This window comes from Actinotalea endophytica, assembly GCF_025717005.1.
GTDB lineage: Bacteria > Actinomycetota > Actinomycetes > Actinomycetales > Cellulomonadaceae > Actinotalea.
Map to the genome: position 1 here is coordinate 1 of NZ_JAOVZU010000004.1, position 26,749 is coordinate 26,749.

The window sequence follows — 26,749 nt, forward strand, 5'->3', positions numbered from 1 at the left end:
CCACCCGCCGACGAAGACTCCTCCCCGCCACCACCCGACGAGCACGCAGCCAAACCCAACGACAGCGCCACCACAGCACCCGCCGCCACCACAGACCTACGACGAAGCAACCTCATTGTTCTTCCTCCTCGTTAGGACCCTCGTCCAGTACCAGCCGGGACCTCACGAACCCCGGTGTGTGACGCGTCCGAGCCACGCCAGGAAGCTCGGCACGATGACGGTGACGACCAGCAGGAGCCCGGTCGCCACGTTGATGGCGTCGGACGACACGTCGGCGAGGCGCAGCGCGCTGCGCAGGGTGCCGATCAGCAGCGCTCCGGCGATCACGCCGGGAAGCCCGCCCTTGCCACCGAAGATGGACACGCCGCCGACGAGCACGGCCGCCACCACGGACAGCTCGAGGCCGGTCGCGTTGTCGCCCCGCGCGGTCGAGTAGTACAGCGTGAACCACACGCCCGCGAGCGCGGCGACGGTGCCGGTCGCGACGAACATCAGCATCTTGACCCGGCCGGCGTCGATGCCCGAGAAGCGAGCCGCCTCGTCGTTCAGGCCGATCGCGTACACGGCGCGGCCCGTCGACGTGAAGTGCAGCAGCACGATGAAGAAGGCCGCGAGCAGCAGGAAGAGCCAGATGATCGTCGGCAGCGCCGTGCCCGCTCCGAACAGACGGTTCTGGACCAGGTCCTTCCAGGACTGCGGGAAGCCGGTCACCGACTTGTCGCCGAGCGTCGCGACCGCGAGCCCGCGGTAGAGCGCGAGGGTACCGATCGTCACCGCGAGGGACGGCAGACCCACTCGCGTCACGAGCACGCCGTTGAACAGCCCGCCCACGGCGCCGACCAGGACGGCGACGAGCGCAGCCACCCCGAACGGCAGCCCGGCGTCGAACAGCGACCCGACCACGACCGTGGACAGGCCGACCATGCTGCCGACCGACAGGTCGATCTCACCGGTGATGATCACGAGCGTCATCGGCAGCGCGATGAGCAGCACCGGGAAGATGTCCTCGAGCAGGAAGTAGACGGTGTTCGCGGTGCCGAAGTTCGGCACGGCCACGGTCGCGATCAGCCAGGTCGCCGCGAGCAGGGCGACGATCGCGGCGTCGCGGCCGAGCAGGACCCGACGCAGGCGCGTCGCGGTGGGCGGTGCGGTGGGTGTGGTGCGGACGTCGGCGTCGACCGTGGTGCTCATCAGGCCACCCCCTCCAGCTGGCGCTCGCGTTCGGCGGCGAGGCGTCGGACGTTGCGGATCGCCAGGACCTTGTCGAGCACGATCGCCGCGATGATCAGCACGCCGACCACGGCCTGCTGCCAGAAGTCCGGCACGCCCACGATCGGCAGCGCGCGAGCGATCGTGGTCAGCAGCACAGCACCGAGCGCGGCGCCCAGGACGGTGCCGCTGCCGCCGGCGATGGCGACACCACCGACCACGGCGCCGGCGACGGCCTGGAGCTCGAGCCCGGCACCGGCCTGCGAGTCGACCATGACGTAGCGCGCGGCGTACATCACACCGGCCAGCCCGGCGAGCGTGCCGGAGGACAGGAACGCGAAGAACACCCGGCGACGCACCCGCAGGCCGTAGAGGTCGGCCGCATCCTCGTCGGAGCCGATCGCGTAGAGCTCACGCCCGGAGCGGGTGGAGCCCATCACGTACGCGACCACGATCACGACGGCCAGCGCCACGAGCGTGAGGATCGGGATGCCGAAGACGCTCGCCACGCCGAGCCGTTCGAACGAGTTCGGCACGTCGCTCGGGTTGATGTGTCCCGAGCCGACCCACGCGATGCCCATGCCCCGGTAGATGTAGAGCGTGCCGAGCGTGATGACCAGGGCCGGGACCCGGGCGACGCTGACCAGCAGGCCGTTGATCGCGCCGAGCACGGACCCGAACGCGATCGCCAGCACGACGACCACCGGGATCGGCAGCGAGGGCCACAGCGTGAACATGTCGCCGGTGGCGTAGGCGGTGAGGCCGAGCACGGCGCTGACCGACAGGTCGACGTTCTTCGAGATCAGGACGATGGCCTGGGCCACCGAGAGCACCACGAGCAGCGACGGGGTGAGCAGCAGGTTCCGGAAGCCGTCCGACCCGAAGGCGAAGCTGCGGTTGACGCTGGTCGCGAGCGCGACCACGACGACGATCGCGATCACGACGCTGGTCTCGCGGCGCTTGAGCAGGTCGGCCACGCGCGTGCCGAACGACCTGCTCGGCACCCGGGTGGCCGTCGCGGCGCTCATGCCACCGCCTCGTGGCGGGTGGCAGCCATCATCACGGCCTCCTGGGTCGCCTCGGCGCGGTCCAGCCGCGCGGTGATCTCGCCCTCGCGCATCACCAGGACGCGGTCGCTCATGCCGAGCACCTCGGGCAGCTCCGAGCTGATCATCAGCACCGCGATGCCGCGTCCGGCGAGCTCGTCGAGCAGGCGGTGGACCTCGGACTTGGTGCCGACGTCGATCCCGCGGGTGGGCTCGTCGATGATCAGCAGGGTGGGGTCGGTGGCCAGCCACTTCGCGATGACGCTCTTCTGCTGGTTACCGCCCGACATCGTGCCGGCCTTGGAGTCCAGGTCGCCGGACTTCACCTGCAGGCGCTTGGCCCACTCGGTCGCGGTCGTGTACTCGCGGGTCGTGGTGATCAGGCCGAACCGCTCCAGCGTGCGCCGCAGCACCAGCGTGAGGTTGCGGGCGAGCCCCATCTCGACGATCAGGCCCTGACGCCGTCGGTCCTCGGGGACGAAGGCCATCCCGGCCGCGATGGACGCCGAGGTGTCGCCGACCGGCATCGTCTCGCCGCGGAAGCGCACCGTCCCGGCCGAGTACCGGTCCACGCCGAACACGGCCCGCGCGACCTCGCTGCGGCCAGCCCCGACCAGTCCGGCGAGCCCGACGATCTCCCCCGCGCGGACCTGGAACGACACGTCGTGGAAGCTGCCGGGGAGCGTGAGGCCCTCGACCTCGAGCATCACGTCGCCGACCGGGAGGCCCTCGGTCTTGGGGAACAGCTCGGAGATCTCGCGGCCGACCATGAGCCGCACGACCTCGGCCGGCGTGAGGTCCGCCGTGCGCCCGGTCGAGATGTACTCGCCGTCGCGCATCACGGTGATCGTGTCGCACAGGCTGAAGACCTCGTCGAGCCGGTGCGAGATGAACACCAGGGCGCGGCCCTCGTCGCGCAGCTGGCGGGCGATGGTGAACAGCCGCTCGACCTCGTGCCCGGACAGCGCCGCGGTGGGCTCGTCCATGATCAGCACCTTCGCGTCCAGCGAGATGGCCTTGGCGATCTCGATGACCTGCTGGTCCGCGATCGACAGGCCCATCGCCAGGCGGTCCGGGTCGATCGGCACGCCGAGCCGGTCGAAGAGCGCGACGGCCTCGGCCCGCATCCGCGCGTGGTCGACTCGCCGCAGCGAGGTCAGCGGCTGGCGCCCCATGAAGAGGTTCTCGGTGACCGAGAGGTCGGGGAACAGCGTCGGCTCCTGGTAGATGACCGCGATGCCTGCGTCCTTGGACTCCGCGGTGCTGCGGAAGTCGACGACGTCGCCGTCCAGCAGGACCTCGCCGGCGTCGCGGTGGTAGACGCCCGCCACGATCTTCACGAGCGTCGACTTGCCCGCCCCGTTCTCACCCAGCAGCGCGTGGATCGAGCCGGTCTCCAGCGTCAGGCTGCCATGGGCGAGCGCGACGACCGGTCCGAACACCTTGCGCACGTCGCGCAGCTGGAGCACGACCGAAGGGTCGTCGATCTCCGCCATCCGTCCTCCTCGTCGAGGGCGATGAATCGTTCCAAACTTCGATCACCGTAGGCCACCGGAGAACTCCGGGTCAAGGCCCACGGCAGCACGTCAGGACAACGAAATGGTCACGATGTGAGCGTTCCCATCGCGACGCACGACACGGCGCCGGGCGCCCCGTCCGGGGTCCGGGCCGACCGGTCGACGGGCACGCCGACCGCCGGGGAGCTGGGGTACGCCGACCGCCGGGGAGCACGGGCCTCCCGGCCGGGGCGTCACGCGCCCGGCCGGGAGCCGTCGATCAGACGCCCAGCCGGTTCCGGCGGGCCAGCTCGGCCGCGTTCGCCGCACCGGTCGGCGTGTACCCGGCCAACGGCAGGATCTGCTGGTGGACGGCGTCCAGCAGCCAGTCGACCTGCGGGAAGAACATCGCCTCGAGCTCGGGCGCCGGCGTGATCCAGTTCCGCGAGCCCACCACCACCGGCGGTGCGTCCAGGTCGTCGAAGCACAGCTGGGTGAGCGTGGACGCCACGGTCTGCATGAGGTTGCCGCGCTCCACCGCCTCCGAGACCAGGAGCACCTTGCCGGTCTTCGCGACCGACGCGGCCAGCGGCGCGTAGTCCAGCGGCGTGGCCGAGCGCAGGTCGATCACCTCGGCGGACAGGCCGTGCTTCTCGGCCAGCACGTCGGCCGCGGACAGCGCCGTGTAGAGCGACGGGCCCAGGGTGACGATGGTCAGGTCGGTCCCGGACCGCTTGACCGAGGGCTGGCCGATCTCGACCTCGTAGTAGCCCTCGGGCACGCCGCCCTCGGCGAACATCTCCCCCATGTCGTAGAGCTTCTGGCTCTCGAAGAAGATCACCGGGTCCGTGCCGGCCAGGGCCGCGTTCATCAGACCCTTGGCGTCGTACGGCGTGACCGGGTACACGACCTTGAGTCCCGGGATGTGCGCCGCGAGCGCGGTGAGGTCCTGGGAGTGCTGGGCACCGTACTTCGAACCCACCGAGATCCGCAGCACCACCGGCATCGTGATCGCGCCGGCCGACATCGCCTGCCACTTGCTGAGCTGGTTCAGGATCTCGTCGCCCGCACGCCCCATGAAGTCCGCGTACATCAGCTCGACGACCGCGCGGCCACCCTCCATGCCGTAGCCCACCGCGGCACCCACGATCGCTGCCTCGGCGATCGGCGAGTTGAACAGCCGGTGGTACGGCAGGGCCTCGGTCAGACCGCGGTACACGGCGAACGCGCCGCCCCAGTCCCGGTTCTCCTCACCGAACGCGACCATGGTCGGGTCGATCGAGTACCGGTGCAGCATCGCCTCGAAGATGCCGTCCCGGATGTTGTACGCCTTCATCTTCGGGACGGGCTTGCCGTCCTTGACACCGACCCGCTCCTTGCCCGCGATCTGCTTGACCCGCGGGTTGTCGGCGAGGTCGATCTCCGGCTCGCGGTCGTCGAGCTTCTCGGCCTTGGTGTTGGAGAACATCACCTGCTCGACCAGCGGGGAGTCGATGCCGATCCGCGGGCTCTTCTCCAGGTCGGTCGCGAGCGCGAAGGCGTCGAACACCTGGTCCTGGATCTGCTCGCGCACCTGGTCCAGCTGCTCCTGGGTGGCGATGCCACCCTTGACCAGGCGGGCGCCGAAGGCCGGGATCGCGTCGGCCTCGCGCCACTCGTCCAGCTCTTCGGAGGTGCGGTAGCTGGACGCGTCCGACGGGGAGTGGCCGGAGAACCGGTACGTGATGGTGTCCAGCAGCACCGGGCCGCGGCCCTCGGCGAGCACCTGCTTCTTGCGCGTGAAGGCGTCGATGACCGCCAGCGGGTCGTAGCCGTTGACCCGCTCGGAGTGCATCTGCTCGGGGTTCACCCCGGCGCCGATCCGGGCGATGAGCTCCTGGCCCATCGTCTCGCCGCGCGGCTGGCCACCCATCCCGTAGAAGTTGTTCATCACGTTGACGATCAGCGGCAGACCGCCGCCGAGCGCCTGGTCCCACAGCGTGCGGTACTGGTCCATCGCGGCGAAGTTGATGCCCTCCCACACCGGGCCACAGGCCATCGACGCGTCGCCGATGTTCGCCACCACGACACCCGGCTTGCGGTTGACCCGCTTGAACAGCGCGGCGCCGGGCGCGACCGAGCCGGAGCCGCCCACGATCGCGTTGTTCGGGTAGATGCCGAACGGCGTGAAGAACGCGTGCATCGAGCCGCCGAGGCCCCGGTTGAAACCGGTGTCCCGCGCGAAGATCTCCGCGTAGGCGCCGTAGAGGAAGAACCGCTCGGCGAGCTCACGCACCGAGCCGGAGAACTCCTCGGCGACCGGAGCCAGCACGGCGCCGCCGGCGTAGCCGGTCATGATCTGCTCGAGCGTCGCGTCGTCCAGCGCGCGGATCGCGGAGAACGCCTTGGCCAGGATCTCGCCGTGGCTACGGTGCGAACCGAAGATGTGGTCGTCCGGGGTGAGGGCGTGCGCCATGCCGACCGCCGAGGACTCCTGCCCCATCGACAGGTGGGCGGGGCCGGCGTGGTTGTACGCGAGGTCGCGGTAGGAGCCCTTGACCTTGATCTCGTTGAGGATGGTCTCGAACTCGCGGACCGCCCACATGTCCCGCCAGATGCCGAGGAGGGTCTCCGCGGAGAAGTCCTCCAGCGACCTCGTCGCACCCTTCGGGAAGGCGTTGACCGGGATGTCGGTGAACGTGATCCGGTCGGTGTGCAGCACGTCCGCCGGGTGGATCTGCAATGACTTGGGCATCGTCGGCTCTCTCGGTTGCTCTCTCGCTGTCAGACGTGCGCGACCCGGACGAGGGCCTCACGCAGGACTTCGGACACGGTCGGGTGCGGGAAGACGACCTCCATCGCCGCCTCGGCGGTGAGCTCGGTCTCGATCATCGCGGCGGCCGCCACGATGAACTCGCTGGACACGTCGCCCAGCACGTGCGCGCCGAGCAGCCGCCCGTACCGCGCGTCGACGAGCACCTTGGCGAACCCGCTGCCGTGCTCGTTCTCGATCAGGAAGCGGCCCGACACCCCGGCGGGGACCTGCGCCTTGCGGTACGCGACCCCGGCCTGCTTGAGCTGGGCCTCGGTCGGGCCGACCCAGGACGCCTCGGGCGAGGTGTAGATCACCCCGGGCATCGCGTCGTAGCGCATCCGGTCGGGGCGACCGGCGATCGTGTTGACCGCGACGATGCCCTCGCGCGTGGCGACGTGCGCGAGCATCATCCGGCCGTTGGCGTCGCCGATCGCCCAGATGCCCGGCACGTTGGTGCGGCCCTCGGGCGTCGTCACGACGCCCCGCCGAACCTCGACGCCGAGCTCCTCGAGGCCGAGGCCCGCCACCGCCGGCACGCGGCCGGCGGCGTTCATCACGCGCTCCGCCACGACGACCTGCTCGGTGCCCTTGGCGTCGGTGAACCGCACGCCGTCCGGCCCGACCTCGGTGACCTTGGCACTGAGGTGGAACGTGATCCCTGCGCTCTGCAGGGCCTTGAGCAGCCGGCGCGACACGTCGTCGTCGGCACCGGCGCCGATGCTCGGGAGCATCTCCAGGACGGTGACCTGGACACCGACGTCGTTGAAGAACGAGGCGAACTCCAGGCCGATCACCCCGCCGCCGATGATCGCGACGCTGGCCGGCAGCTCGGGCAGGTCGAAGACCGAGTCCGAGTCGAGCACGGCGGGCGAGTCGAGACCGGGGATCGGCGGCTTGGCGACCTTCGAGCCCGTGGCGATCATGACGTTCGCCGCCTGGAGCCGCTCGGTACCCTCGCCGGTGCGCACCTCGACGGTGTCCCGGGCGACGAGCCGGCCCTCGCCCTGGACCACCTGGACCTTGTTGGCGTCCATCAGCTGACCGACGCCGTTCACCAGGGTGTCGACGATCCGGTTCTTGCGGGCCACGAGCGTGGGCTGGTCCACCGTGGGCGTGCCGACCTGCACACCGTAGGCCGCGCCCTCGCGCGCGTCCCGGACCAGCTTGGCCGTGTGCAGGAACGTCTTCGCGGGGATGCAGCCCACGTTGAGGCACGTCCCGCCGAGCCGCTTCTTCTCCACCAGCGCGACGCTCATGCCGAGCTTGCCGGCGTGCGCGGCGGCCTCGTACCCGCCCGGGCCGCCGCCCACCACGATCAGATCGAACACGACGTCTCCGCACTCTCGAGGATCCGGGTGAGCACCTGCAGGAACCGGGCGCCGGGCGCGCCGTCGATCAGCTGGTGGTCGAGCGTGAGCGACAGCGAGATCCGGTCGGCGAACTCGACGTTGCCGTCGGCGTTGCGCACCGCGCGGAGCGTGATCGCGCCCACGCCGAGGATCCCGACCTGTGGCGGGTTGAGCACGGGCGTGAACCCCTCGATCCCCAGGTTGCCGAGGTTCGAGATCGTGAACGTGCCGCCCGTCATGTCGTCGGGGTTCAGCGTGCCTGCCTGGGCCTGGGCGGCGAGCTCCTTGCCGCGCGCCGACAGGCCGATCAGCGAGAGGTTCTGCGCCCCGCGGATCACCGGCACGACCAGCCCCCGGTCGGTGTCGGCGGCGAAGCCCAGGTCGATCTCGGCGTGGGTCTGCACCTCACCGTCGAGCAACCAGGAGTTCACCACCGGCATCTCGCGCAGCGCCTTGACCGTGCACGCGCCGACGATGTCGTTGATCGTGATGCCCGCCGTGCTCGGGTCCTTCTTGAGCGTCCGGCGCAGGGCGAGGATGCTGCGCGCGTCCGCCGACGCGTGCAGGGTGTACTGCGCGGTGCTCGCCAGCGAGTCGCGCAGGTTCGCGGCGATCCGCTTGCGCATCGTCGACATCCTCTGGACCGAGGCGCCGGGCGCGGCCGGGGCCGGGACAGCGCCGCCGGTCGGCGCAGCCGTCGCGGGGGCCGCGCCGGGCGCCACCAGGTCGCCGGCCCGCACTGCTCCGCCCACGCCGGTGCCGGTGGCCGGAGCCACCAGACCCTCGGCGGCAGCCTGCGCCTGAGCGGCCGACGTCAGCTTGGGACCGGACTCCCACCGGTCACGTGCGTCGGCCTCGAGCACCCGCCCCTCGGGGCCGCTGCCCGGGGCTCCGGCGGTCTCCATGCCGTGCTCGCGGGCGAAGCGTCGGGCGCGCGGGCTCCACGGGGCGCCGGAGTCCTCGACCGGGACCGCGGCGGGCGCCGGCGCCCCGGCCGGGGCCGCTGCGGGCGCCGCAGCCGCCGGAGCCGCGGCCGGAGCCGCCACGGGCGCAGCGGGGCTCGACTCGGCGGGCGCGCTCGGCGCCGCCGCTCCACCCTCGCCGCCGGGCCGGTACGGCTCCGGGTCCTCCCCCGGGTCGCCCAGCACGCACAGCGTGGTGAAGACGGGCACCAGGTCACCCTCGGTGAAGAACGTCGCCAGCAGCGTGCCGGCCTGGGGCGCGGTCACCTCGAACGTCGCCTTGTCGGTCTCGACCTCGGCGAGCACGTCGCCCTCGGCGACCGCGTCACCTGGGCTCTTGAACCACGCCGAGATGATGCACTCCTCGACCGTGTTGCCGAGCTTCGGCAGCTCCACGGGTACGGCCATCGGTCAGCATCCCTCCGCCTCGTCGCCGAGCAGCGCCTGCTCGGCGTCCACGTTTCCGGATCTCGCTGCGCCCACCTCGGCCACCTCGCCGAGAGGACTGGAGCAGGCACTCCGCGATCCATTGTCGCTCGGATGAGCGCTATGCCCTCATCTGAGCAAAAGTCTGCTGTGCCGGTTCCGACGTGTCAAGGGACGACACGAGCAGAACGGCTGGTCACTCGTCAGGTGCACCGGGTGCGTGCCGCCCGGCCGGTGCGATGGTCGGTGCGCTCAGCGCTCCGCCATCGTCAGCAGCTGACGCGCGCTGATCTCGTCGGTGACGAGGCGGTGGACGACGCCGCTGCGCAGCGCCGCCGCGATGGCCTCCGCCTTGCCTGCCCCGCCGGCGACGGCGATGACGTCCGGCACTCGGCGCAGGCACTCGAGGTCGATGGCGATGATGCGGCTCCCGAGCTCCGGCAGGTCCACCACGGCGCCGTCCTGGTCCAGGAGGGTCATGCAGACGTCTGCCACGGCACCGGCGGCCCCCGCACGCTCGATGACGTCTCGCGGCAGCGCGGGGTGCAGAGCGAAGCTCCCGGCCCGCCACGCACCGATGCCGACGACCGCATGGGTGAGCTTGTCGAACATCGCGAAGGTCTTCCGCACGTGCCGCTCCTTGCGCAGCGCCTCCGCGGCGACCGGGCTGTCGAGCAGCATCGGCACGTGCAACGGGTAGGCACGCCCCCCGCCACGTTCCGCGACCTGCCGCACCAGCTCCAACGCACTGATCGTGAGGTCGGCCGGGACGCCGCCGACGATCTGGACCACGTCGCAGCGCGGGAGGTCGTCGATGGCTCCGATCATCGCGTGCAGGGTGCGCCCCCAGCTGACGCCGACGATGTCACCTGCCTCCAGCGAGCCGGCGAGCAGCGCGGCGGCGGCTCGGCCCAGCTGGATGCGGACGAAGTCCTCGGTGTCCTCGGCGATGCGGACGACCAGGGCCTGGCGGATGCCGAACGCGGTCGTGAGCTGAGCCGACAGCTCGAGGTCGATCTCGCTCGGGGCCGCGATGGTGATCCTGACGATGCCCGTGCGGAGGGCGGTCTCGAGCATGCGAGAGACCTTGAAGCGTGACAGGCCCAGCTCGGCGGCGATGTCGCTCTTGCTCACGCCGTCGACGTAGAAGCGTCGGGCCGCGAGCACGGTCGACACGGTGTCGAGACTCGGACCATGAGCCCTGGCTGGGGCAGACACGTCGCCTCCGATCGCGAGAACGGCTGTGCGCCCAGGGTAGGGCTCCCCGGCGTGCACCGGTCGGACCACACCTCGAGCGCCCGGACGGCTGGGGCCGAACCAGCTCACCCCGGGGGCGCGCGAGCGCTCGACGCAGCACCGGGGCCGTCCACCGCCGTCGGCCCCACCGGAACGACCATCGCGGTCAGCGCCCCTCCGCCTGGTCGCCGAGCAGCGCGTGCTCGGCGGTCGCGTTCCAGATCCCGCCGACCTTCGCGGCGACGTCTCCCGGCAGGTCGGACAGGCGGGTCATGCCCATCTCCGACAGCGAGGGGTAGATGATCACCTTGCCGTTCAGCGCCTGGGTCTCGACGGCGCCGAGGCCGTCGATGGCGCCGGCCATGCCGCTGACCGCGTCGACCGACACGTTGGTGTCCAGCCGGCCGTCGGACACCATCGCGAGGACGTTCTTCATGTCCTCGATGTTGGAGCCCGAGGTACCGAACATGTAGCAGTGCTTGGCCACGTAGCCGTCCAGGTCGAACGCAGCCGTGCTGCCCGCCGGGATGCCCGCGAACACGTCGATGATGCAGCCGTCGGCGGCGGTCGCGATGCTCGCGGCGGCCAGGGCGGCCGACGGCACCATGATCGTCTGATAGGTGAAGGTGCCCTCGATCGGGGTGGCCTTCGTGTTGAGGTACGTCACGGGCACGCCGCGCCGGGTGGCGAACGGCTCGACCTTGGCGCGCAGCGCCGCGAGCCGCTCGTCGTCGATGTCCGTGCCGACCAGGTGGGCCGGCGGGTTGTCCGCGGCCACCGAGAAGATCATGTGCATCTGGCCCATCGGACCCGCGGCGCCGACGATCAGCACCCGCTCGCCCTCGCGCAGCCGACCGGAGACCGGCACGTGCGCCCAGGACTCCGCCGGGTCGCTGCCCGTGGTGCCGATCCAGCGAGCGCCGCCGTAGTGCACCTGGCCGACATCGAGCTGCACCGGGGCGCCGATCTGCTCGCCGCCCAGCACGAGGTTGATCACCGCGCCATGGGCGAGGAGACCCTGCAGCCGCTCGATCGTCGAGCCGTCCGAGCCGAGGTAGACGACGTCGTCGTAGGTCCCGGCCTCGAGCGCGTCGAGGTCGGCCATGCGGGCACCTAGTGCCTCGGCCGCCCCACGCTGCGCGTCGTCGGCGACCACCGCGACCAGCTCGCCGTGGTCGCCGGGCAGCACGCCGGCCACCGCGGCGAGGTCCCGCCCTGCGTCCGCGACCACCAGCGCAGCGCCGCCGGGGAGCATGCCGCGCCGGTCGGCGCTGGCGAACGCGTTCTCCACGCAGGACCACGGCTCGCACAGCGCGATCGACGAGGCGCTCAGGTGCTCCGGCGCGGGGATGAGATAGCGCTCACCGGTGGTCGGCTCGATGACCACGCGCTCGTCGAGCAGCGTGTACTCCTGCAGACCGCCCTCGAAGGTGTAGCCGAACGCCGCGTTCGAGCCGTCCGTGGGCAGGCTGCGGTAGTCGGTCTGGACCAGGACGCGCTCCCCCACCGAGTGCCGCGTGACCTCGTCGCCCACGGCGACGATGCGACCGACGACCTCATGGCCGGGCACGCCGGGCTTGTCGCCGGGCACGTAGCTGCGGCAACCGTGCAGCACCTCGGGGTCGATGCCGGCGTGGATCTCGGACTTGCGCGGGTGCCCCGAGAACTGCTTGCGGAGCTTGATGTCGGAGAAGCAGAGCCCGACGGCCTCGATCTTCAGCAGGATCTCGTGCGGTCCGGGGGCGTACACCGGCTTGGCCGGGTTCAGCACGGCCTCGCCCTGGGCGACCAGCTGGACGGCGTGCTGGGTCTCGGGGAGTGAGCCCTGGGTCGTCATCGCTACGCCTTTCGTGGGTTGTCGTCGGGTGTGGTTCGCGGGATGGCGGTGGACGGCCGACCGGCCGCCCGGTGGCGGGTCAGTGCAGCATCACCTGGCCGCCGGTCACGGGCAGCGCCTGCCCGGTCTCGTACTTCTGGTCGACGAGGTAGTAGACGGCGGTCATCACGTCCGGCGTCGTACAGCCGCGGGACATCGGCACCTTCGCCTCGTAGAAGGCCTTGACCTCCTCGACGGTCGTCGCGCCGGGCACCTTGCCGGTGCGCAGGTACTGGACGAACAGGCCGTTCTCCGGGTCGGACCACAGCGGACCGTCGTAGAAGTTGCCCGGGCAGATCGAGTTCACCTTGACCCCGTCGGTCACCAGCTCGAGCGCGAACGACTGGGTCAGGCCGATACCGCCGAACTTCGAGCCGGCGTAGGCGAAGTTCTTGTTCGAGCCGACCAGCCCCGACTTGGAGTTGATCTGCACGATGTCGGTCCAGTGCTCGGGCCGCGCGGCGTGCTGGCGGGCGAGCACCGGAGCCACCCCCTGCACGCACAGGAAGTACCCCTTGTAGTTCACGTCGGTGGACAGGTCGAAGTCCCGCTCGGACTGCGTCTTGACGCTCTCGGCGCGCAGCACCCCGGCGTTCGACACGAACAGGTCCAGCCCGCCGTAGGCCCGGACCACCTGGTCCACCGCGGCGGCGACCGAGGCACCGTCGGCGACGTTCATCACGACCCCGACGGCCCGCCCGGCGCCGTGCTCCGCGACGATCCCGGCCGCGGCCGTCGCGACGCCGTCGGCGTTGAGGTCCGCGAGCACCACGTGCGCGCCCTGCGCCGCGAGGTCCTGCGCGATGCCGAGCCCGAACCCCTGGGCCGCGCCGGTCACCACGGCGACCTTGCCGGCCACCCGGCCCGCGCTCGCGCCGCCGGCCGCGACCTGGCGGCGGTAGGCCTCGACCTCCCAGTTCTCGATGAACTCGCTCGAGTCGGGGGTCATGTAGAGCACGCCGCCGACTCGCCGGGCGCCGACCATCACCGCGATCGCGTCCCGATAGACGGCGCGCGCCGTGTCGGCGTCGGCCCAGCGGGCGCCCGCCGCGAACATGCCGACGCCGGCGACGAGGACGATCGTGGGCGGGATGCCGTGCGCGGCGCGGTACGCCGCGACGGCGTCGGTCAGCCGCGCGGCGAGCGCGTCGTCGTCCTCGCCGGGCTCGGGCGCGAACCACATCGGGAACGAGCGGCAGTACACGATCTGGTCCGGGATGAGCGGTCCACCACCGGCCACCTGCTCGCCGTCCGCGTCGGTCACCAGGTCCAGCACCACGTCGGAGTCGTCGAACAGCACGACGTTCAGGGCCGCACGGTCCGAGGTGAGCGCCCGCAGCGTCGGACCGACCACGCGCACCACCCGGTCGACCTCGTCGGGATCGGGCGCCTCGACCCGGCTCACCTCGAGCTCAGGGAAGCCGTCACGGATCTGCTCGAGCTCGCCGAGCAGCCAGGACAGGTCGGCGTCGACGGCCGCCGGGTCCGCGCCGCTGACCACGACCCCGTGGTTCTGCAGCACGACACCGCGCGGGGTCCGGCCGCCGGTCCGCGCCGCGAACCCGGCCAGGCCGTCACGGATCGCGCGGGCCAGCTCGATGCCCGGGTCCACCAGGTCGATCCAGAGCACGTCGTCGCCCAGCCGCTCGGCGACCAGGCGCTTGCCCTCGACCGCGCAGCCGAGCTGGTTCACCACGGTCGAGTGCAGGTGCACCACGTAGCGTGCGGGCATCAGGTCGTGCAGCACGGCCTCGACCGACGGGCGGGGCGCGGTGGGCCCGTCCAGGCGTGCGGCCAGCACCGCGGCCTTGAAGCCGGCCTCCCGCTCGTCGCGGGTCGCACCGAGGTCGCGGTCGAGCAGCGCGGCGAGCGCGGACCGGTCGAGCGCCACGAAACCGTCCGCGTCGATGGTGGCGAGCGTCGTGCCGCTCGCCTTGACCAGCAGCCGGTCGGCGTCCTTGACCGAGGTGTTGCCGCCGCCGCCGAGCACCAGGCTCGGGTTCGCGCCGTAGCGCCGGGACAGCTCCACCAGGGCGTCGATGCTCATCGGGTCACCTCTCCGCGGCCGCGGCCGCGTGGTCGCTGAGGACGGCCTGGATCAGCCGTTCGCCGGTCCGCGCCCACGCACGGATCCGGGCGTCGGCGTCGGGGTACGCCGGGTCGGGCGTGCCGTCCGGGCCGACGAAGCCTTGCTCGCCGCGAGCGACGGCGTCCTGGTGCGCGGCCACCACGCAGGCGCCCTCCCAGACCGTGGCCGCCACGTCGTCCGGGAGCGGCACGCCGCCGAGGCACTCCGGCAGCATCGGCACCATGTCCAGCGTGTTGTGCTCGGTGCCGGCGAGCACCACGAGCCCGGCCGCCCGCAGCCCGGTGACGTACCGGCTGAGCACCACGGGGTCGTTGCGGTTCGGGATCAGCTCCACCGCCGGCACGCCGTGCGCGAGCAGCCAGGCCGCCAGGTCGTCGACCGACTCCTCGAAGCCGCAGACCGGCGAGGCGCCGTCGGCCAGGATCGGGTAGCACGGGATCCCGCCGAGGGAGACCACGAGACCGAGCACGAGGTCGAGGCTCACGGCGTCGTCCTCGGGCACGTACCCGGGCTTGCCCGCCTTCATCAGCGACGACCGCAGGTGGTTCTGCACCGAGACCGCGTCGAGGGCTGCCGGAGCGGAGCCGGTCAGGCGCTCGAGGGCCTCGCCGAGGTCGTCCCCCACCTGTGCGGCCAGCGCCTCGGCGAACGCCTGGGCGACGTGACGCTCCTGCAGGTGGACCGTCGGGATCGGTACGCCGGCGCGTCCGGCGACGGCCGCGACGACGGACTCGACCGTGACGTCGACCGGGACGCCACCCTCGGCGAACAGCGCGTTCAGCCGTGCGACCTGGGCGCCGATCCGGGCCTCGTCGGTGGCCCGGATCACGGCGAGGCGCTCGGCGGCGTCGGCCGGGAGCGGGTCGAGGTGCACCAGTCCCTTGCCGCAGACGTACATCTTCCCCGGGTTGCCGGGGTCGTTGATCTTCACCCCGGCGTCGCGTAGCTCGGGCAGGTAGCAGATCGCCTCGAGGCCGAACAGGGGCACCAACCCGGCTCCCTGTGCGAGCACCGCGAGGTCGTCGTAGACCGAGAAGTCGTAGTAGTTGCTGCCGCCGAGCACGGCGAGGCCCTCGGCTGCCGCCCGTTCGACCGCCTCGGCCGTGGTCCGGAACGCGGAGAAGTTCGGTGGCAGGTGGACGTGCGCGTTGACGCCCGTCCGCCTCTCGATCGGGGACGCTCCGTCGACGTTGGCCGGACCGCTCACGCTTCCTCCCGTGCGCCAGTGCATCGGTGTGATTGAAACGTTTCTATCACGCCGGCGCCGAGGCTCGCAAGTGGGCCGGCCGCCGTCGTGGCAAATGCATGGTAGCGCTATCTCGGTTGGATTGCTATTCCGCATTCTTTGTCATGTCATTGACATTTCTGGATCACGCCGGCGCCCGGTCGCCGCCGCAGCGACGGCGGTGCCGGACGCCGGCGCGACTCAGAGCGCGACCGCCCAGACGTAGCGGCCCGCGCCGACGACCGACCGGTCCCCCGCGAGCTCGACCTCGAGGTGGACGCCCTCGGGGACCACCGCCTCGGCCTGCAGGCTGTCCGCCTCCAGGCGCCACGAGACCGAGACCGTCCCGTGCCCCGTCCGCAGGCTCGCCGACGCCCAGGTCAGGCCTCCACCCGGGATCGGGGCGAACCGCGCGCGCGCATAGCCCGGCTCCAGGGGCGAGAGCCCCGCGACCGTGCGGTGCATCCAGTCCGCGACCGAGCCGAGCGCGTAGTGGTCGAAGCTCGTCATCTCACCGGGGTTGATCGAGCCGTCCTCGAGCATCGAGTCCCAGCGCTCCCAGATCGTGGTCGCGCCCATCGTGACCGGGTACAGCCACGAGGGGCAGCCCTGCTCGGTGAGCAGCCGGTACGCCTCGGTGACGTGACCGGTCGCGGTCAGGGCGTCGAGCACGTAGGGCGTGCCGGCGAAGCCGGTGGCGACCCGGTAGCCGTTCTGCTCCGCGAGCGCCGCGAGCCGGTCCCCGGCCGCGTCGCGCGCGGCACCGTCGACCACGTCGAACGCGATCGCCAGCGCGTAGACCGTCGGGCAGTCGCTGCGGATGGTCCCGTCGGCCGCCACGTAGTGCTCGACGAACGCCGCCCTCGTCGCCTCGTGCAGGGCCTCGAGCTCGGCGGCCTCGTCCTCCCGGCCGAGCACGCGTGCAGCGGCGGCCGCCTCCCGGAAGGTCCGCACGGCGCAGGCGGTGGCCACCACGTCGTTGTCGGCCTTCGCCTCGAACGGGGCCTCGGGCGGTGCGGTCGGGTCGAGCCAGTCACCGAACTGGAACCCGCCGGTCCACAGCCCGTCACCGTCCAGCAGCGCCTGCACCGCCCTTGAGTGCGCGAGCATCGCCGGGTAGGCGCGCTCGAGGGCCGCGGCGTCGCCGTACGCCCGCCACAGCGCCCAGGGCACCCACACCGCGGCGTCGGACCAGATCGCCGTGGTCGCGGTCTGCGGGAACCAGTCCAGCGGCGGGTCGTACTTGATGTTGTCCGGCACCACGAACGGCACCACACCGCCGGCGGCCCGCTGCTCCAGGTCGAGGTCCACCAGCCAGTCACCCAGGAACCCGGCGACGTCGTAGAGGAAGGCCGCGGTCGGCGTGAACACCGCGATGTCACCGGTCCAACCCAGCCGCTCGTCGCGCTGCGGGCAGTCTGTCGGCAGGTCCAGGAAGTTGCCGCGCTGGCTCCACACCACGTTGTGGTGCAGCTGGTTGAGCAGCGGGTCGGAGCACTCGAAGGTGCCCGTGCGGTCCATCGCCGAGTGCACCACGACGGCCTCGATCGCGTCCGCGGTCAGCCCACCCGGGTAGCCCTCGACCTCGGCGTAGCGGAAGCCGTGGAACGTGAACGTCGGCTCGAACACGTCGTCGCCACCGGACAGCACGAACCGGTCGGTCGCCTTCGCCGTGCGCAGCGGCCGGGTGCCGAGCTCGTCGTTCTCCAGCACCTCGGCGTGCCGGACGGTCACCGTCGTCCCGGACTCGCCCCGTGCCCGCAGCCGGACCCAGCCGGTGAGGTTCTGGCCGAAGTCGACCAGCGTCCGGCCGGCGGGAGAGGTCCAGATCCGCGTCGGGCCGAGCGACTCGTGCCGCACCACCGGCGGCCCGACGTACGGCGCGAGCGTCCCGGTGTCGAACGACACCGCGTGCACCGGCCGCCCGCTCCCGCCGCCAGGTCGCAGCCAGCTGTCGTCGCGCAGGCGAGCATCGATCGTCTGGCCGTCGTACAGGTCGTCCGCGAGGACCTCCGAGCCCGTACAGGTCCAGCTCTCGTCGGTCCCCGCGACCTGTGTGTGGCCGTCGGCGAACGTCACCTCGAGCTGCGCGAACCCGGCGACCTCGTCGCCGTAGACCGCCTGGTTGCGCATGAAGCCGAGCCGGCCGTGGAACCAGCCGTTGCCGACCACCAGACCGAGCACCACCGGCTCGCCCGCCCGTTGCGCCGCGACCACGGCCGCCGTGACGTCGTGGTCCCGATGACGCAGTCGCCACTCGTACGCCGACCAGCCGGGGGTGAGCACCTCCTCGCTCGCACGGGAGGTGCCGACGTAGGCCTCGACCACGCCGTGCGCGGTGACCAGCAGCCGCGCGGCCGCGACCTCACCGTGCCCGTCGGCGAGAGCCACCTCACCGCGCAGCCGCGGCGCGGCCCCGAGGCCGGGTACCGGGGCGATCATCGAGGCATGCCAGGTGTGCCCCATGGGGGTCCTCTTCTCAGGTCCGGGCATGCCGAGGGCTGGCATGCCGCCGTTCGTGATGCGGTGCTGGTGGTGAACCGGCACCGGTCGTGAGCCGGTGGGCTCCGTCAGCCCTTGATGGATCCCGCGGTCATGCCGCCGACGATCTTCTTGTTGAAGAACAGGAAGAGCAGCAACGGCGGGATCGTGATGATCAGGATGTCCATGAAGAGCAGGTTGTACTGGGTACGGAACTGGCTCATGAAGTTGTAGAGCGTCAGCTGCACGGTCGCGTTCTCGTCGCCCGGGGTGAAGTACAGCGGGTTCACGAAGTCGTTGAAGATGAACACCGACGTCGTGATGATCACCGTGACGATCACCGGGCGGAGCAACGGGAAGATCACCCGGAAGTACACCCCGAGAGGTCCGGCACCGTCGATGATCGCCGCCTCGTCGATCTCCCGCGGGATGGTCGCGATGAACGCCCGGAACAGCAGGATCGTGAACGGGAGCTGCAGCGCGACCTCGACCAGGATCAGACCGGTCAGGGTCTTGAACAGCCCGATCCCCTGCAGCACCCAGATCGTCGGCACGATCGCCGGCGGGATGATCAGCCCCGCGAGGATCGCGAAGTTGGCGATGCTCGCGACCGTCCCGGTGTTCCGGCGCTGGAGCACGAAGGCGACCATCGAGCTCACGATCACCAGGATCACCACGGAGACGACTGTGAGGATGGTGGAGTTCTTGAACGCGGTGAGCAGGATGCCGTCCCTGGCGCTGAACACGTCGACGACGTTCTGCCAGACCTGCCACTGGGTGGGCAGCGTGAACGTGAGGTCCCGCGCGTCCTCCTCCGTCTTCACGGCGGTGAGCACGATGAAGACGAACGGGATGACGAAGACCACGATGCCGATGAACACGGCGACGACATCGGCGACGACCCGCTTGGCGCCTCTCACAGGTCCACCTCCTTGGACCGCAGGAAGCTGTTGAGCGGCAGGATGATCACCGCGACCAGGATGAACAGCACGACGTTGCCGGCGGTCGACAGACCGTAGAAGCCGGCCTGGTACTGCTTGTAGATCACCGACGCGATCGTGTCGCTCGCGAACCCGGGTCCGCCCCCGGTCATCGTCCAGATCAGGTCGAACCGACGCAGACCGCCGATGAGCGACAGGATGATCACGGTGAACGTCGCCGGCCGGGCCAGCGGCAGCGTGATCCCCCAGAACTGCTTCCAGCCGCTCGCGCCGTCCACCTCCGCGGCCTCGTAGTACTCGCGCGGGATCGACATCAGACCGGCGATGTAGATCACCGTCGCCAGGCCGACACCGGCCCAGACGTCGGCGATCCCCACCGAGAGCAGCGCCGTGGAGGGATTGCCGACCCAGTCCGGTCCGGTGATGCCGAACCAGGACAGGACCTCGTTCACGATGCCGGTGCGCGGGTTCAGCAACACACGCCAGGTGATGCCGACTGCCACGACGGAGACCAGCACCGGGAAGAACACGAGCGATCGCAGCAGGCCACGGCTACGGAGCGCCGAGGTGAGGACAACCGCGAAGATCATCCCGAGGACCACCTTCATGCCGCTGGTGAACGTCGCGTAGAAGAGCGTGTTCCACAGGCTCTGCCGAAGCTGCTGCTCGGAGAAGAACTGCTTGAAGTTGTCCAGCCCGATCCACTCGGACTCGAACAGCGTCCACCGGGTGAAGGCGAAGTAGAAGGAGACCACCGTCGGCACGACGAAGATGACGGTGTAGACGAGACCTGCGGGCGCGTAGAACCAGTACGAGTACGTCCGCATGGTCGTCTTGCGCAGGAACGAGGCGCGGCCGCGCGCCGGGCCGGGCCGGCCGGACCCCGTGGTGTCACGGGGGCCGGCCGACCTGGCTGTGCTCGGCCGGGAGCTGGTGCTCACCAGCCTTCGAGGCCGAGCTGCTTGGCCTGCTTGACGACGTCGGCGTCGTACTGCGCCGCACCGTCGGCCGCGGACGTCTGGCCACCCTCGACGGCAGTGGTGATCTGCTCGAGCGACGGGCCCTTGATCGGCGACAGGAACTCCAGCGCTGCGGAGTTGTTGCCGTCGATGTAGGCCTTGATGTCGTCGACGACCGGGTACGCGGAGTCCGGCGTGGTGACGCCGTTGACCAGGGACGGCCCGGTCGGCGGGACGGCCTCGTACATCGCGGCGACGCCCTCGGGGGACGCGACGAACGCGACGAACTGCTCAGCCTCGGCGATGTGCTCGCTCGCGGCCGGGATGTACTGACCGCTCGGCATCCAGATCGTGCCGCACGCCTTGGCGGCGTCGTCACCCGGGATGCCGAAGAAGCCGATCTTCGCGCCGTCCTCGGCGCTCAGGCTGCCGACCGGGAAGGTGAGCTGCGGGTACTGCGCGGCGTCGCCGGCAGCCAGGGCAGCCATCGCCTGGTCGAAGGTCATCGAGCCGGCGTCGGAGTTCAGCCAGCCGTTCTCGTACGGCGCAGCGGTCTTCTCGAAGCCACGCAGCGCGACCGGGTCGTCGGCGTAGTTCACCTGGTTCGCGGTGTACTTCGTCGCCCAGTCCGGCTCGGCCGCGGCGACGTTGCAGAAGTCGCCGAGGACGAACAGCTGCGTGGTCCAGGTGTCGGCGAACGAACCGAGCACCGGCGTGATGCCGGCGGCCTTGATGACCTCGTTGTTCGCGGCGAACTCGTCCCAGGTCTTCGGGATCTCGAGCCCGAGGTCGGCGTAGACCTCCTTGTTGTAGAGGATGCCGCCGCCCATGGCGTCGCCCCACGGCGCGCCGTAGATCTTGCCGTCGACGGTGACCGACGGGAAGAAGGACTCGTTGGTGTTCGCGATCGCGTCGGTGCCGTCGAGCGGCACGAGCGTGTTGGCCGGGTCGAGCGCCGCGAGCAGCGAACCCGAGTTGTACCAGAACACGTCCTCCATCTCGCCGGTGGCGAGCTTGGTCTTCACGAGGTTGTCGCCGTCGCTACCACCCGGACGCGTGGTGGCCTTCACAGTGATGTTCGGGTACTTCGCCTCGAACGCCGCGATCACGGCGTCGACCTGGGGGAGGGTCGACTCGGCGTCGTCGGTGAGCAGCGTGATCTCGACCTGCTCCGCGCTCGAGCCTCCGTCGGAGCTGGACGACCCGTCCGACCCGGAGCCGCCGCCGCTGGAGCTGCACGCCGAGACTGATGCGAGCGCGAGTGCTGCGACCGCCGCCCCCACGAATGTCAACCGGCTGGACCTCATGGATGGACCTCCTGGAACGTCGTTGTTCTCGGGACCTTGAATGGATTCATCGGCCCGGCTGCCAACTTAGGAGCCGGAGTTGTAGCGCGTCAATGCCTATGGGGTAACAAACCGACAACGGGACGGACATCGGGTGGCGCCGACCCCTCGGAGGCATCCCGTCACGCCAGGCCGCCACGGTGCGCGACGCTCGACGCACGCACCACGAGCTCGGGCTGGAAGACCACGTGCTCGACCGTCAGATCGGCACGGACCAGCAGGTCAGCGGCCGCCGACCCCATCTCGTGGGTGGGCTGGCGGACCGATGTCAGCGGCACCGCGAGCTCGGACGCGATGTCGATGTCGTCGTAGCCGACCACCGCGACCCGGGTGAGCAGCTCGGCCCCGCCGACCCGCCGCAGGCACCGCTGGACGCCCACCGCGACGAGGTCGTTGACGCAGAACACCGCCGACGGGACGCCGGTGTCGTCGAGGATGCGCTGCATCGCCTCGTCGCCACCGGCCGCGTCCAGCGAGCTGAGGAGCACCTCGACCACCACCTGCTCCGGGTCGAGGCCCGCCTCCCGCACCGCGCGGTCCACCCCGGCCCGCCGCCCGGCGCACTGCCGGATCGTGTGCGGGCCGTTCAGGAACACCAGCCGCTCGTGCCCCTGGGAGAGCAGGTGGCCCGCGGCCAGCGCGCCGCCCGCCTCGTCGTCGACCGCGACCGAGCAGAGCTCGGGCAGCGACGACGGCGCGTCCAGCACGACCATCCGGACCCCGCGGTCCTGCATCGCGAGGAGGGGTCCGAGGTCCGGACCGGTCGGCACGACGAGCATGCCGTGCACGCCGTGCTCCTCGAACAGCCGGAGGTACTTCTGCTCCCGCGCCGGGTCGTCGTCCGAGCTCGCCAGCATCAGGGTGTAGTCGTCCTGGGCGAGCCGGTCCTCGGCCCCGCGCGCGACGTCGGTGAAGAACGGGTTGCGGATGTCCAGCAGGATCGCGCCGACGGTGGAGATGCGCCCGGCGCGGAGCTCGCGAGCGCGACCGTTGCGGACGAAGTGCAGCTCCTCGATGGCCGCCATGACCTTCTCGCGGGTCGCCGGCGCCACGACCTCGGGCCGGTTGAGGACGTTCGACACCGTCCCGACCGCGACGCCGGCCAGCTTGGCGACGTCGACGACGGAGGCGCGGCGCGCTCGGGTGCTCATGACGTCATGCTCCCATCCCCGGAACCACCTCCGGCGCGGCGCGCAGCGACCCCGGCGAGGGCCTCCTCGGCGGCCGCGAGCTGCCCGGGCGCGATCATCACCGCCGCCTGGCGCACGGTGGTGTCCGAGCGCCACCGACCTCGGTCGGACCACCCGTCGGCCATCGCGTAGCCCGCGGTCCGCAACGCGTCGAGCAACGCCTCGCGGGCCTCGTCGTCGTCGATCACCTGCGACATCGGGGTGTCGAGGTCGACCGGGCGGACCGGGGCGGCGGGCTCGGGGAGGGCCTCGCTGAGGTCGTGCGTGCCCGACCCCAGCTCGGTGGACCGGCCGGAGGGCAGCACGACGTGCGCACGGCTGTTCGGCGGCACCGTGACCTGGAGGCGGAACGTCCCGTCGAGCCACCGCCAGGCCACCTGCACCACGCCGTAGCCGGTGTCCAGGGACGCCGACGCCGCTCGCAGGCGTCCGCCCGGTCGGGGCGCGACCTCGACCGTGCGGTAGCCCGGCTCGGCGGGCGCGATGCCGCCGATCCGCCGGTGCATCCAGTCCGCGACCGCGCCGAGCGCGTAGTGGTTGAACGAGGTCATCTCGCCGGGGTTGATGGTGCCGTCCGGCAGCATCGAGTCCCAGCGCTCCCAGATCGTCGTGGCACCCATCGTCACCGGGTACAGCCAGGACGGGTTCTCGGTCTGCTGGAGCATGCGGTAGGCCTCGTCCAGGTGCCCCGTCACGGTGAGCGCGTCGAGCACGATCGGCGTTCCGACGAACCCCGTCCCGATCCGGTAGCCGTGCGAGCGCACCCACTCCGCGAGCCGCTCACCGACCCGCTCCCGCTGCTCGCCCCCGACCAGGCCGAACGCGATCGCGAGCGCGTAGCCGGTCGCGGCGTCGGACATCATCCGCCCGCCCGGGGTGACGTACGCGTCCCGGAAGGCGGCTCGCACGCGGGCTGCGAGGTCGGCGTACCGTGCGGCGCCGGCCGGGTCGCCGAGCTCGGCCATCGCGTCCGCGAGCAGCTGGGCCGAGTGCGCGAGGTACGCGGTCGCGACGATGTCGGGATCGCAGCGGGCCGCGCCGGGCGCGTCCGGCGGCGCGGCGGGGTCCAGCCAGTCGCCGAACTGCATGCCGCCGGTCCACAGCAGGTCCTCCCCCGCCGCGCGACGGATCGCCTCGACCCAGGCGACCATCGAGTCGAGCTGGCGCGCGAGGACGTCGCGGTCGGCGTACCGGTGCCACAGCACGGTCGGCACCACGGTCGCCGCGTCGCCCCAGGCCGCGGCCGGCGGCGGTGTCGGCGACAGCACGTTGGGCACGACGAACGGCACGACGCCGTCGACCTGGTCGGCGGCGAGGTCGCGCAGCCACGAGCCCAGGAAGGCCTGGGTGTCGTACAGGTAGCTGGCCGTCGGCGCGAAGACCTCGATGTCGCCGGTCCAGCCGAGCCGTTCGTCACGCTGCGGGCAGTCGGTCGGCACCGAGAGGAAGTTCCCGCGCATGCCCCACACCACGTTGGCGTGCAGCTGGTCGAGCAGCGCGTCGCCGGTGGCCAGGTGGCCGGTGCGCACCAGGTCGGAGTGCAGCACGACCGCCGTGACCGCGTCCGGGTCCACGTCGCCCGGCCACCCGTCGACCTGCGCGTAGCGGAACCCGTGGAACGTGAAGCCCGCCGAGAGGTGCTCGGTCTCGCCGGTGCCGGCGAGCACGAACGTGTCGGTCGCAGCGGCGTACCGCAGCGGCCGGGTGCCCAGCTCGCCGTGCTCGAGCACCTCCGCGTGCCGCACGGTCAGGGTGGTCCCGGCCGGTCCGGCGACACGCAGTCGCAGCCGGCCCACGAGGTTCTGGCCGAAGTCGAGGATCGTCGCGCCCGACGGGCTGGTGAGCACCTGGGCGACCGGGACCTCCTCGGTCTCGCGCACCGGCGGCGACCACGCCGGGACGAGCCGCTCCGGGTCGGCCGGGACCTCCACGACCGGCGCCGCAGCGGGCAGCGGGACGTCCGGGTCGAGCAGTGCGGCGTCGGCACGGCGGGAGTCGACCGTCTCACCCTGGTAGATGCTCGAGGAGAGCACCGGCCCCTCGACGGTCCCCTGCCAGTCGGGCCCGGTCGCCACGACGGACACCGAGCCGTCGGCGTGCACCAGGCGCAGCTGCGCCGCGAAGGCGAGCGCGCCGGTCCAGCGCGGCCGGCCGTGGCCGGCGAAGCCGTAGCGCTCGCCGTACCACCCCTCGGCCACGGTGGCGCCGAGCACGGTCCGCGCCCCGGGTCGCAGCAGCCCGGTGACGTCGTAGGTCTGGAACGCGAGGCGCGTGTCGTAGCTGGTCCAGCCGGGTGTCATGACCTCGTCGCCGACCACCTGACCGCCGAGCGTCGCGACGTAGAGCCCGTGGGCGGTCGCCGAGAGCGTCGCGGAGACCACGTCCCCGGGCACCTCGATCACGGTGCGCAGGCGCATGGTCCCGCGCTCGCGGCGCGGCTGTGCCACACCGACGAACGGAGCCACCCAGTCCGACGGGCCGAGCGGTCCGGTCCGGAGCTCGATCCAGGGCGACGGCTCCGAGCTCGAGCCGTCGACGCCGGTCACCGCGACCCGCACGTGCCCGGTCGCGTGGGCGTCGAGCGGGTCGAACGGCCACGGGACGCGCACCGACGCGGCGCCGTGCACGTGCTGCGTCTGCACGACCCCGGCGCGCCTGAGCTCGACGGTGGCCGAGGCCTGCTCCCAGTCCTGGATCTCGGTGCTCACCGACCAGGTCAGCGCGGGTCGTGCGGTGTGCAGGTGGCGCGGACGGCCGCGGTCTCCCGCCCAGAGCCGGTCCACGACCACGCTGAGAGCCCCGACCATCGATGCCTCCCTTGGAATCGCGTCGCGCGGTCCGAATCGTTTCATTCGGATCGGCGGGCCGCAAGACGTCCTGGCCGATCGGCGCCGTCCGGGGGCTACCCTCGCGGTGTGACCACGCGCCGCGCCGCTCCACCGCGCCCCAGAGGGCCGCGGCTGAGCGACGTCGCGGCCCACGCCGGGGTGTCGCCCGGCACCGTCTCGCACGTGCTCAACCACCCCCACAAGGTCCGCCCCGAGACCAAGGCCCGGGTGCTCGCCGCGATCGAGGAGCTCGGCTTCTCGCGCAACGGGATGGCGAGCGCACTGGCCCGCGGCGACACGCTCACGATCGGGCTGGTCGTGCCGTCGCTCGGCAACTCGCTGTTCGTGGACGTCGCGCGCGGCGCCCAGGCCGGCACGCGGGCGGCCGGCTACTACCTCAACCTCGCCACGGCGGACGACGACGAGGAGCTGTTCGGCGTGCACATGCGCCGGATGAACGAGGTGCGCGCCTCCGGCATGATCATCGCTCCGCTCAGCGCGCACCCCGACGGCGTCGCGCAGTCGCGCCGGGCCGGGTGCCCGGTCGTGGTGCTCAACCACGACGACGGCAACCCGAACGCCTGCCGGGTCCTGATCGACAACCGGCAGGTCGGCGTCGTCGCCGTGGAGCACATGGTCTCGCTGGGTCGTCGGCGGGTGTGGTTCGTGCACGCCGAGGACCACCGGCAACCGGTGGCCCTGCGCCTCGCCGGGGTCCGCGACGCGGCCGCCCGCCTGCCCCTCGGCGTGACGCTGGAGGAGGTGCCGGCCGAGTCGATCTGGGCCACGACCGGAACCGTGGTCGCGCGCCGGATCGCCGCCCTCCCGGCCGACGAACGGCCTGACGGCGTGATCGCCGTGACCGACGAGATCGGCATGGCGATCGTCAACGAGCTCACCGCCTCCGGCATCGACGTGCCGGGTGAGATCGCGGTGATGGGCTGCGACCACAACTCCGCCGCCTGGGGCGCGGTCGTGCCGCTCACCTCGGTCTCGATGGAGGGCGAGGAGATGGGCCGCGAAGGCGCCCGGCTCCTGCTCGACGAGCTTCGCGCGGGGCCCGACCACGAGCACGAGACGGTTGTCCTCACCCCGCACCTGGCCCCTCGCGCGAGCACGGTCGGGCGCGCCGGCGCGGGCGTCGCGCTCGCCGGCGCCATCGACTTCTGATCGAAACACCCCCCTTGTCCGGCTCGGCGAGCCGGGACTAGGGTTTGTTTCACCCCATTGAAACGCTTCATTTCGCGTCCGGTACGAATGAAGCGCTTCATGACGGCGATGTGGACTCAACGGAGA

Annotated in this window: 17 protein-coding genes; 1 reads left to right on the forward strand and 16 read right to left on the reverse strand. The window is 71.5% G+C overall.

Going from position 1 to position 26,749, the window contains the following annotated elements; translation table 11 throughout:
• Positions 1 to 162 precede the first annotated feature (162 nt).
• From OEB99_RS07695 to OEB99_RS07770, 16 genes are all read right to left on the reverse strand, one after another.
• On the reverse strand, positions 163 to 1,191 hold the full coding sequence (locus OEB99_RS07695) for an ABC transporter permease (RefSeq protein ID WP_263509450.1): 1,029 nt from the start codon (positions 1,189 to 1,191) through the stop codon (positions 163 to 165).
• Positions 1,191 to 2,237, reverse strand: coding sequence for an ABC transporter permease (locus tag OEB99_RS07700; protein ID WP_263509451.1), 1,047 nt, complete (start codon positions 2,235 to 2,237; stop codon positions 1,191 to 1,193). The genes OEB99_RS07695 and OEB99_RS07700 overlap by 1 nt, the downstream gene beginning before the upstream one ends.
• Entirely contained in the window at positions 2,234 to 3,751 is a 1,518-nt protein-coding gene (locus OEB99_RS07705; RefSeq protein ID WP_263509452.1) for a sugar ABC transporter ATP-binding protein, read from the reverse strand. The genes OEB99_RS07700 and OEB99_RS07705 overlap by 4 nt, the downstream gene beginning before the upstream one ends.
• Before the next feature lie 280 nt (positions 3,752 to 4,031).
• Positions 4,032 to 6,485, reverse strand: a complete 2,454-nt coding sequence (locus OEB99_RS07710; protein ID WP_263509453.1) for an alpha-ketoacid dehydrogenase subunit alpha/beta — start codon at positions 6,483 to 6,485, stop codon at positions 4,032 to 4,034.
• A gap of 29 nt (positions 6,486 to 6,514) precedes the next feature.
• On the reverse strand, positions 6,515 to 7,873 hold the full coding sequence (gene lpdA / locus OEB99_RS07715) for a dihydrolipoyl dehydrogenase (protein WP_263509454.1): 1,359 nt from the start codon (positions 7,871 to 7,873) through the stop codon (positions 6,515 to 6,517).
• Positions 7,861 to 9,264, reverse strand: a complete 1,404-nt coding sequence (locus OEB99_RS07720; protein ID WP_263509455.1) for a dihydrolipoamide acetyltransferase family protein — start codon at positions 9,262 to 9,264, stop codon at positions 7,861 to 7,863. Before OEB99_RS07720 ends, lpdA begins: the two co-directional genes overlap by 13 nt.
• Positions 9,265 to 9,534: 270 nt before the next feature.
• Positions 9,535 to 10,458 (reverse strand): sugar-binding transcriptional regulator, encoded by a 924-nt coding sequence (locus OEB99_RS07725; protein WP_263509456.1) that lies wholly within the window; start codon positions 10,456 to 10,458, stop codon positions 9,535 to 9,537.
• A gap of 226 nt (positions 10,459 to 10,684) precedes the next feature.
• Positions 10,685 to 12,355 (reverse strand): alcohol dehydrogenase catalytic domain-containing protein, encoded by a 1,671-nt coding sequence (locus tag OEB99_RS07730; RefSeq protein WP_263509457.1) that lies wholly within the window; start codon positions 12,353 to 12,355, stop codon positions 10,685 to 10,687.
• A gap of 79 nt (positions 12,356 to 12,434) precedes the next feature.
• Positions 12,435 to 14,441 carry an SDR family NAD(P)-dependent oxidoreductase gene (locus OEB99_RS07735; RefSeq protein WP_263509458.1) on the reverse strand — a complete coding sequence of 669 codons (2,007 nt, stop codon included), beginning with the start codon at positions 14,439 to 14,441 and terminating at the stop codon, positions 12,435 to 12,437.
• Positions 14,442 to 14,445: 4 nt separating this feature from the next.
• Positions 14,446 to 15,690, reverse strand: a complete 1,245-nt coding sequence (locus OEB99_RS07740; protein WP_263509459.1) for a hypothetical protein — start codon at positions 15,688 to 15,690, stop codon at positions 14,446 to 14,448.
• A gap of 219 nt (positions 15,691 to 15,909) precedes the next feature.
• Positions 15,910 to 18,174, reverse strand: a complete 2,265-nt coding sequence (locus OEB99_RS07745; RefSeq protein WP_263509460.1) for an alpha-L-rhamnosidase — start codon at positions 18,172 to 18,174, stop codon at positions 15,910 to 15,912.
• A 104-nt stretch (positions 18,175 to 18,278) separates the two neighbouring features.
• Positions 18,279 to 19,109, reverse strand: a complete 831-nt coding sequence (locus OEB99_RS07750) for a carbohydrate ABC transporter permease (protein WP_263509461.1) — start codon at positions 19,107 to 19,109, stop codon at positions 18,279 to 18,281.
• Positions 19,106 to 20,071 carry a carbohydrate ABC transporter permease gene (locus tag OEB99_RS07755; protein ID WP_318011395.1) on the reverse strand — a complete coding sequence of 322 codons (966 nt, stop codon included), beginning with the start codon at positions 20,069 to 20,071 and terminating at the stop codon, positions 19,106 to 19,108. Before OEB99_RS07755 ends, OEB99_RS07750 begins: the two co-directional genes overlap by 4 nt.
• The gene (locus OEB99_RS07760; protein WP_263509462.1) at positions 20,068 to 21,396 is read right to left on the reverse strand and encodes an ABC transporter substrate-binding protein; all 1,329 of its coding nucleotides are present in this window, start codon (positions 21,394 to 21,396) and stop codon (positions 20,068 to 20,070) included. The genes OEB99_RS07755 and OEB99_RS07760 overlap by 4 nt, the downstream gene beginning before the upstream one ends.
• A 161-nt stretch (positions 21,397 to 21,557) precedes the next feature.
• On the reverse strand, positions 21,558 to 22,586 hold the full coding sequence (locus OEB99_RS07765; RefSeq protein WP_263509463.1) for a LacI family DNA-binding transcriptional regulator: 1,029 nt from the start codon (positions 22,584 to 22,586) through the stop codon (positions 21,558 to 21,560).
• Positions 22,583 to 25,432 carry an alpha-L-rhamnosidase gene (locus tag OEB99_RS07770; protein ID WP_263509464.1) on the reverse strand — a complete coding sequence of 950 codons (2,850 nt, stop codon included), beginning with the start codon at positions 25,430 to 25,432 and terminating at the stop codon, positions 22,583 to 22,585. Before OEB99_RS07770 ends, OEB99_RS07765 begins: the two co-directional genes overlap by 4 nt.
• A gap of 108 nt (positions 25,433 to 25,540) precedes the next feature.
• On the opposite strand from OEB99_RS07770, the gene OEB99_RS07775 reads away from it, so the two are divergent.
• Positions 25,541 to 26,623: a LacI family DNA-binding transcriptional regulator gene (locus OEB99_RS07775; protein WP_263509465.1), complete on the forward strand. Its 1,083-nt coding sequence runs from the start codon at positions 25,541 to 25,543 to the stop codon at positions 26,621 to 26,623.
• Positions 26,624 to 26,749: the final 126 nt, after the last annotated feature.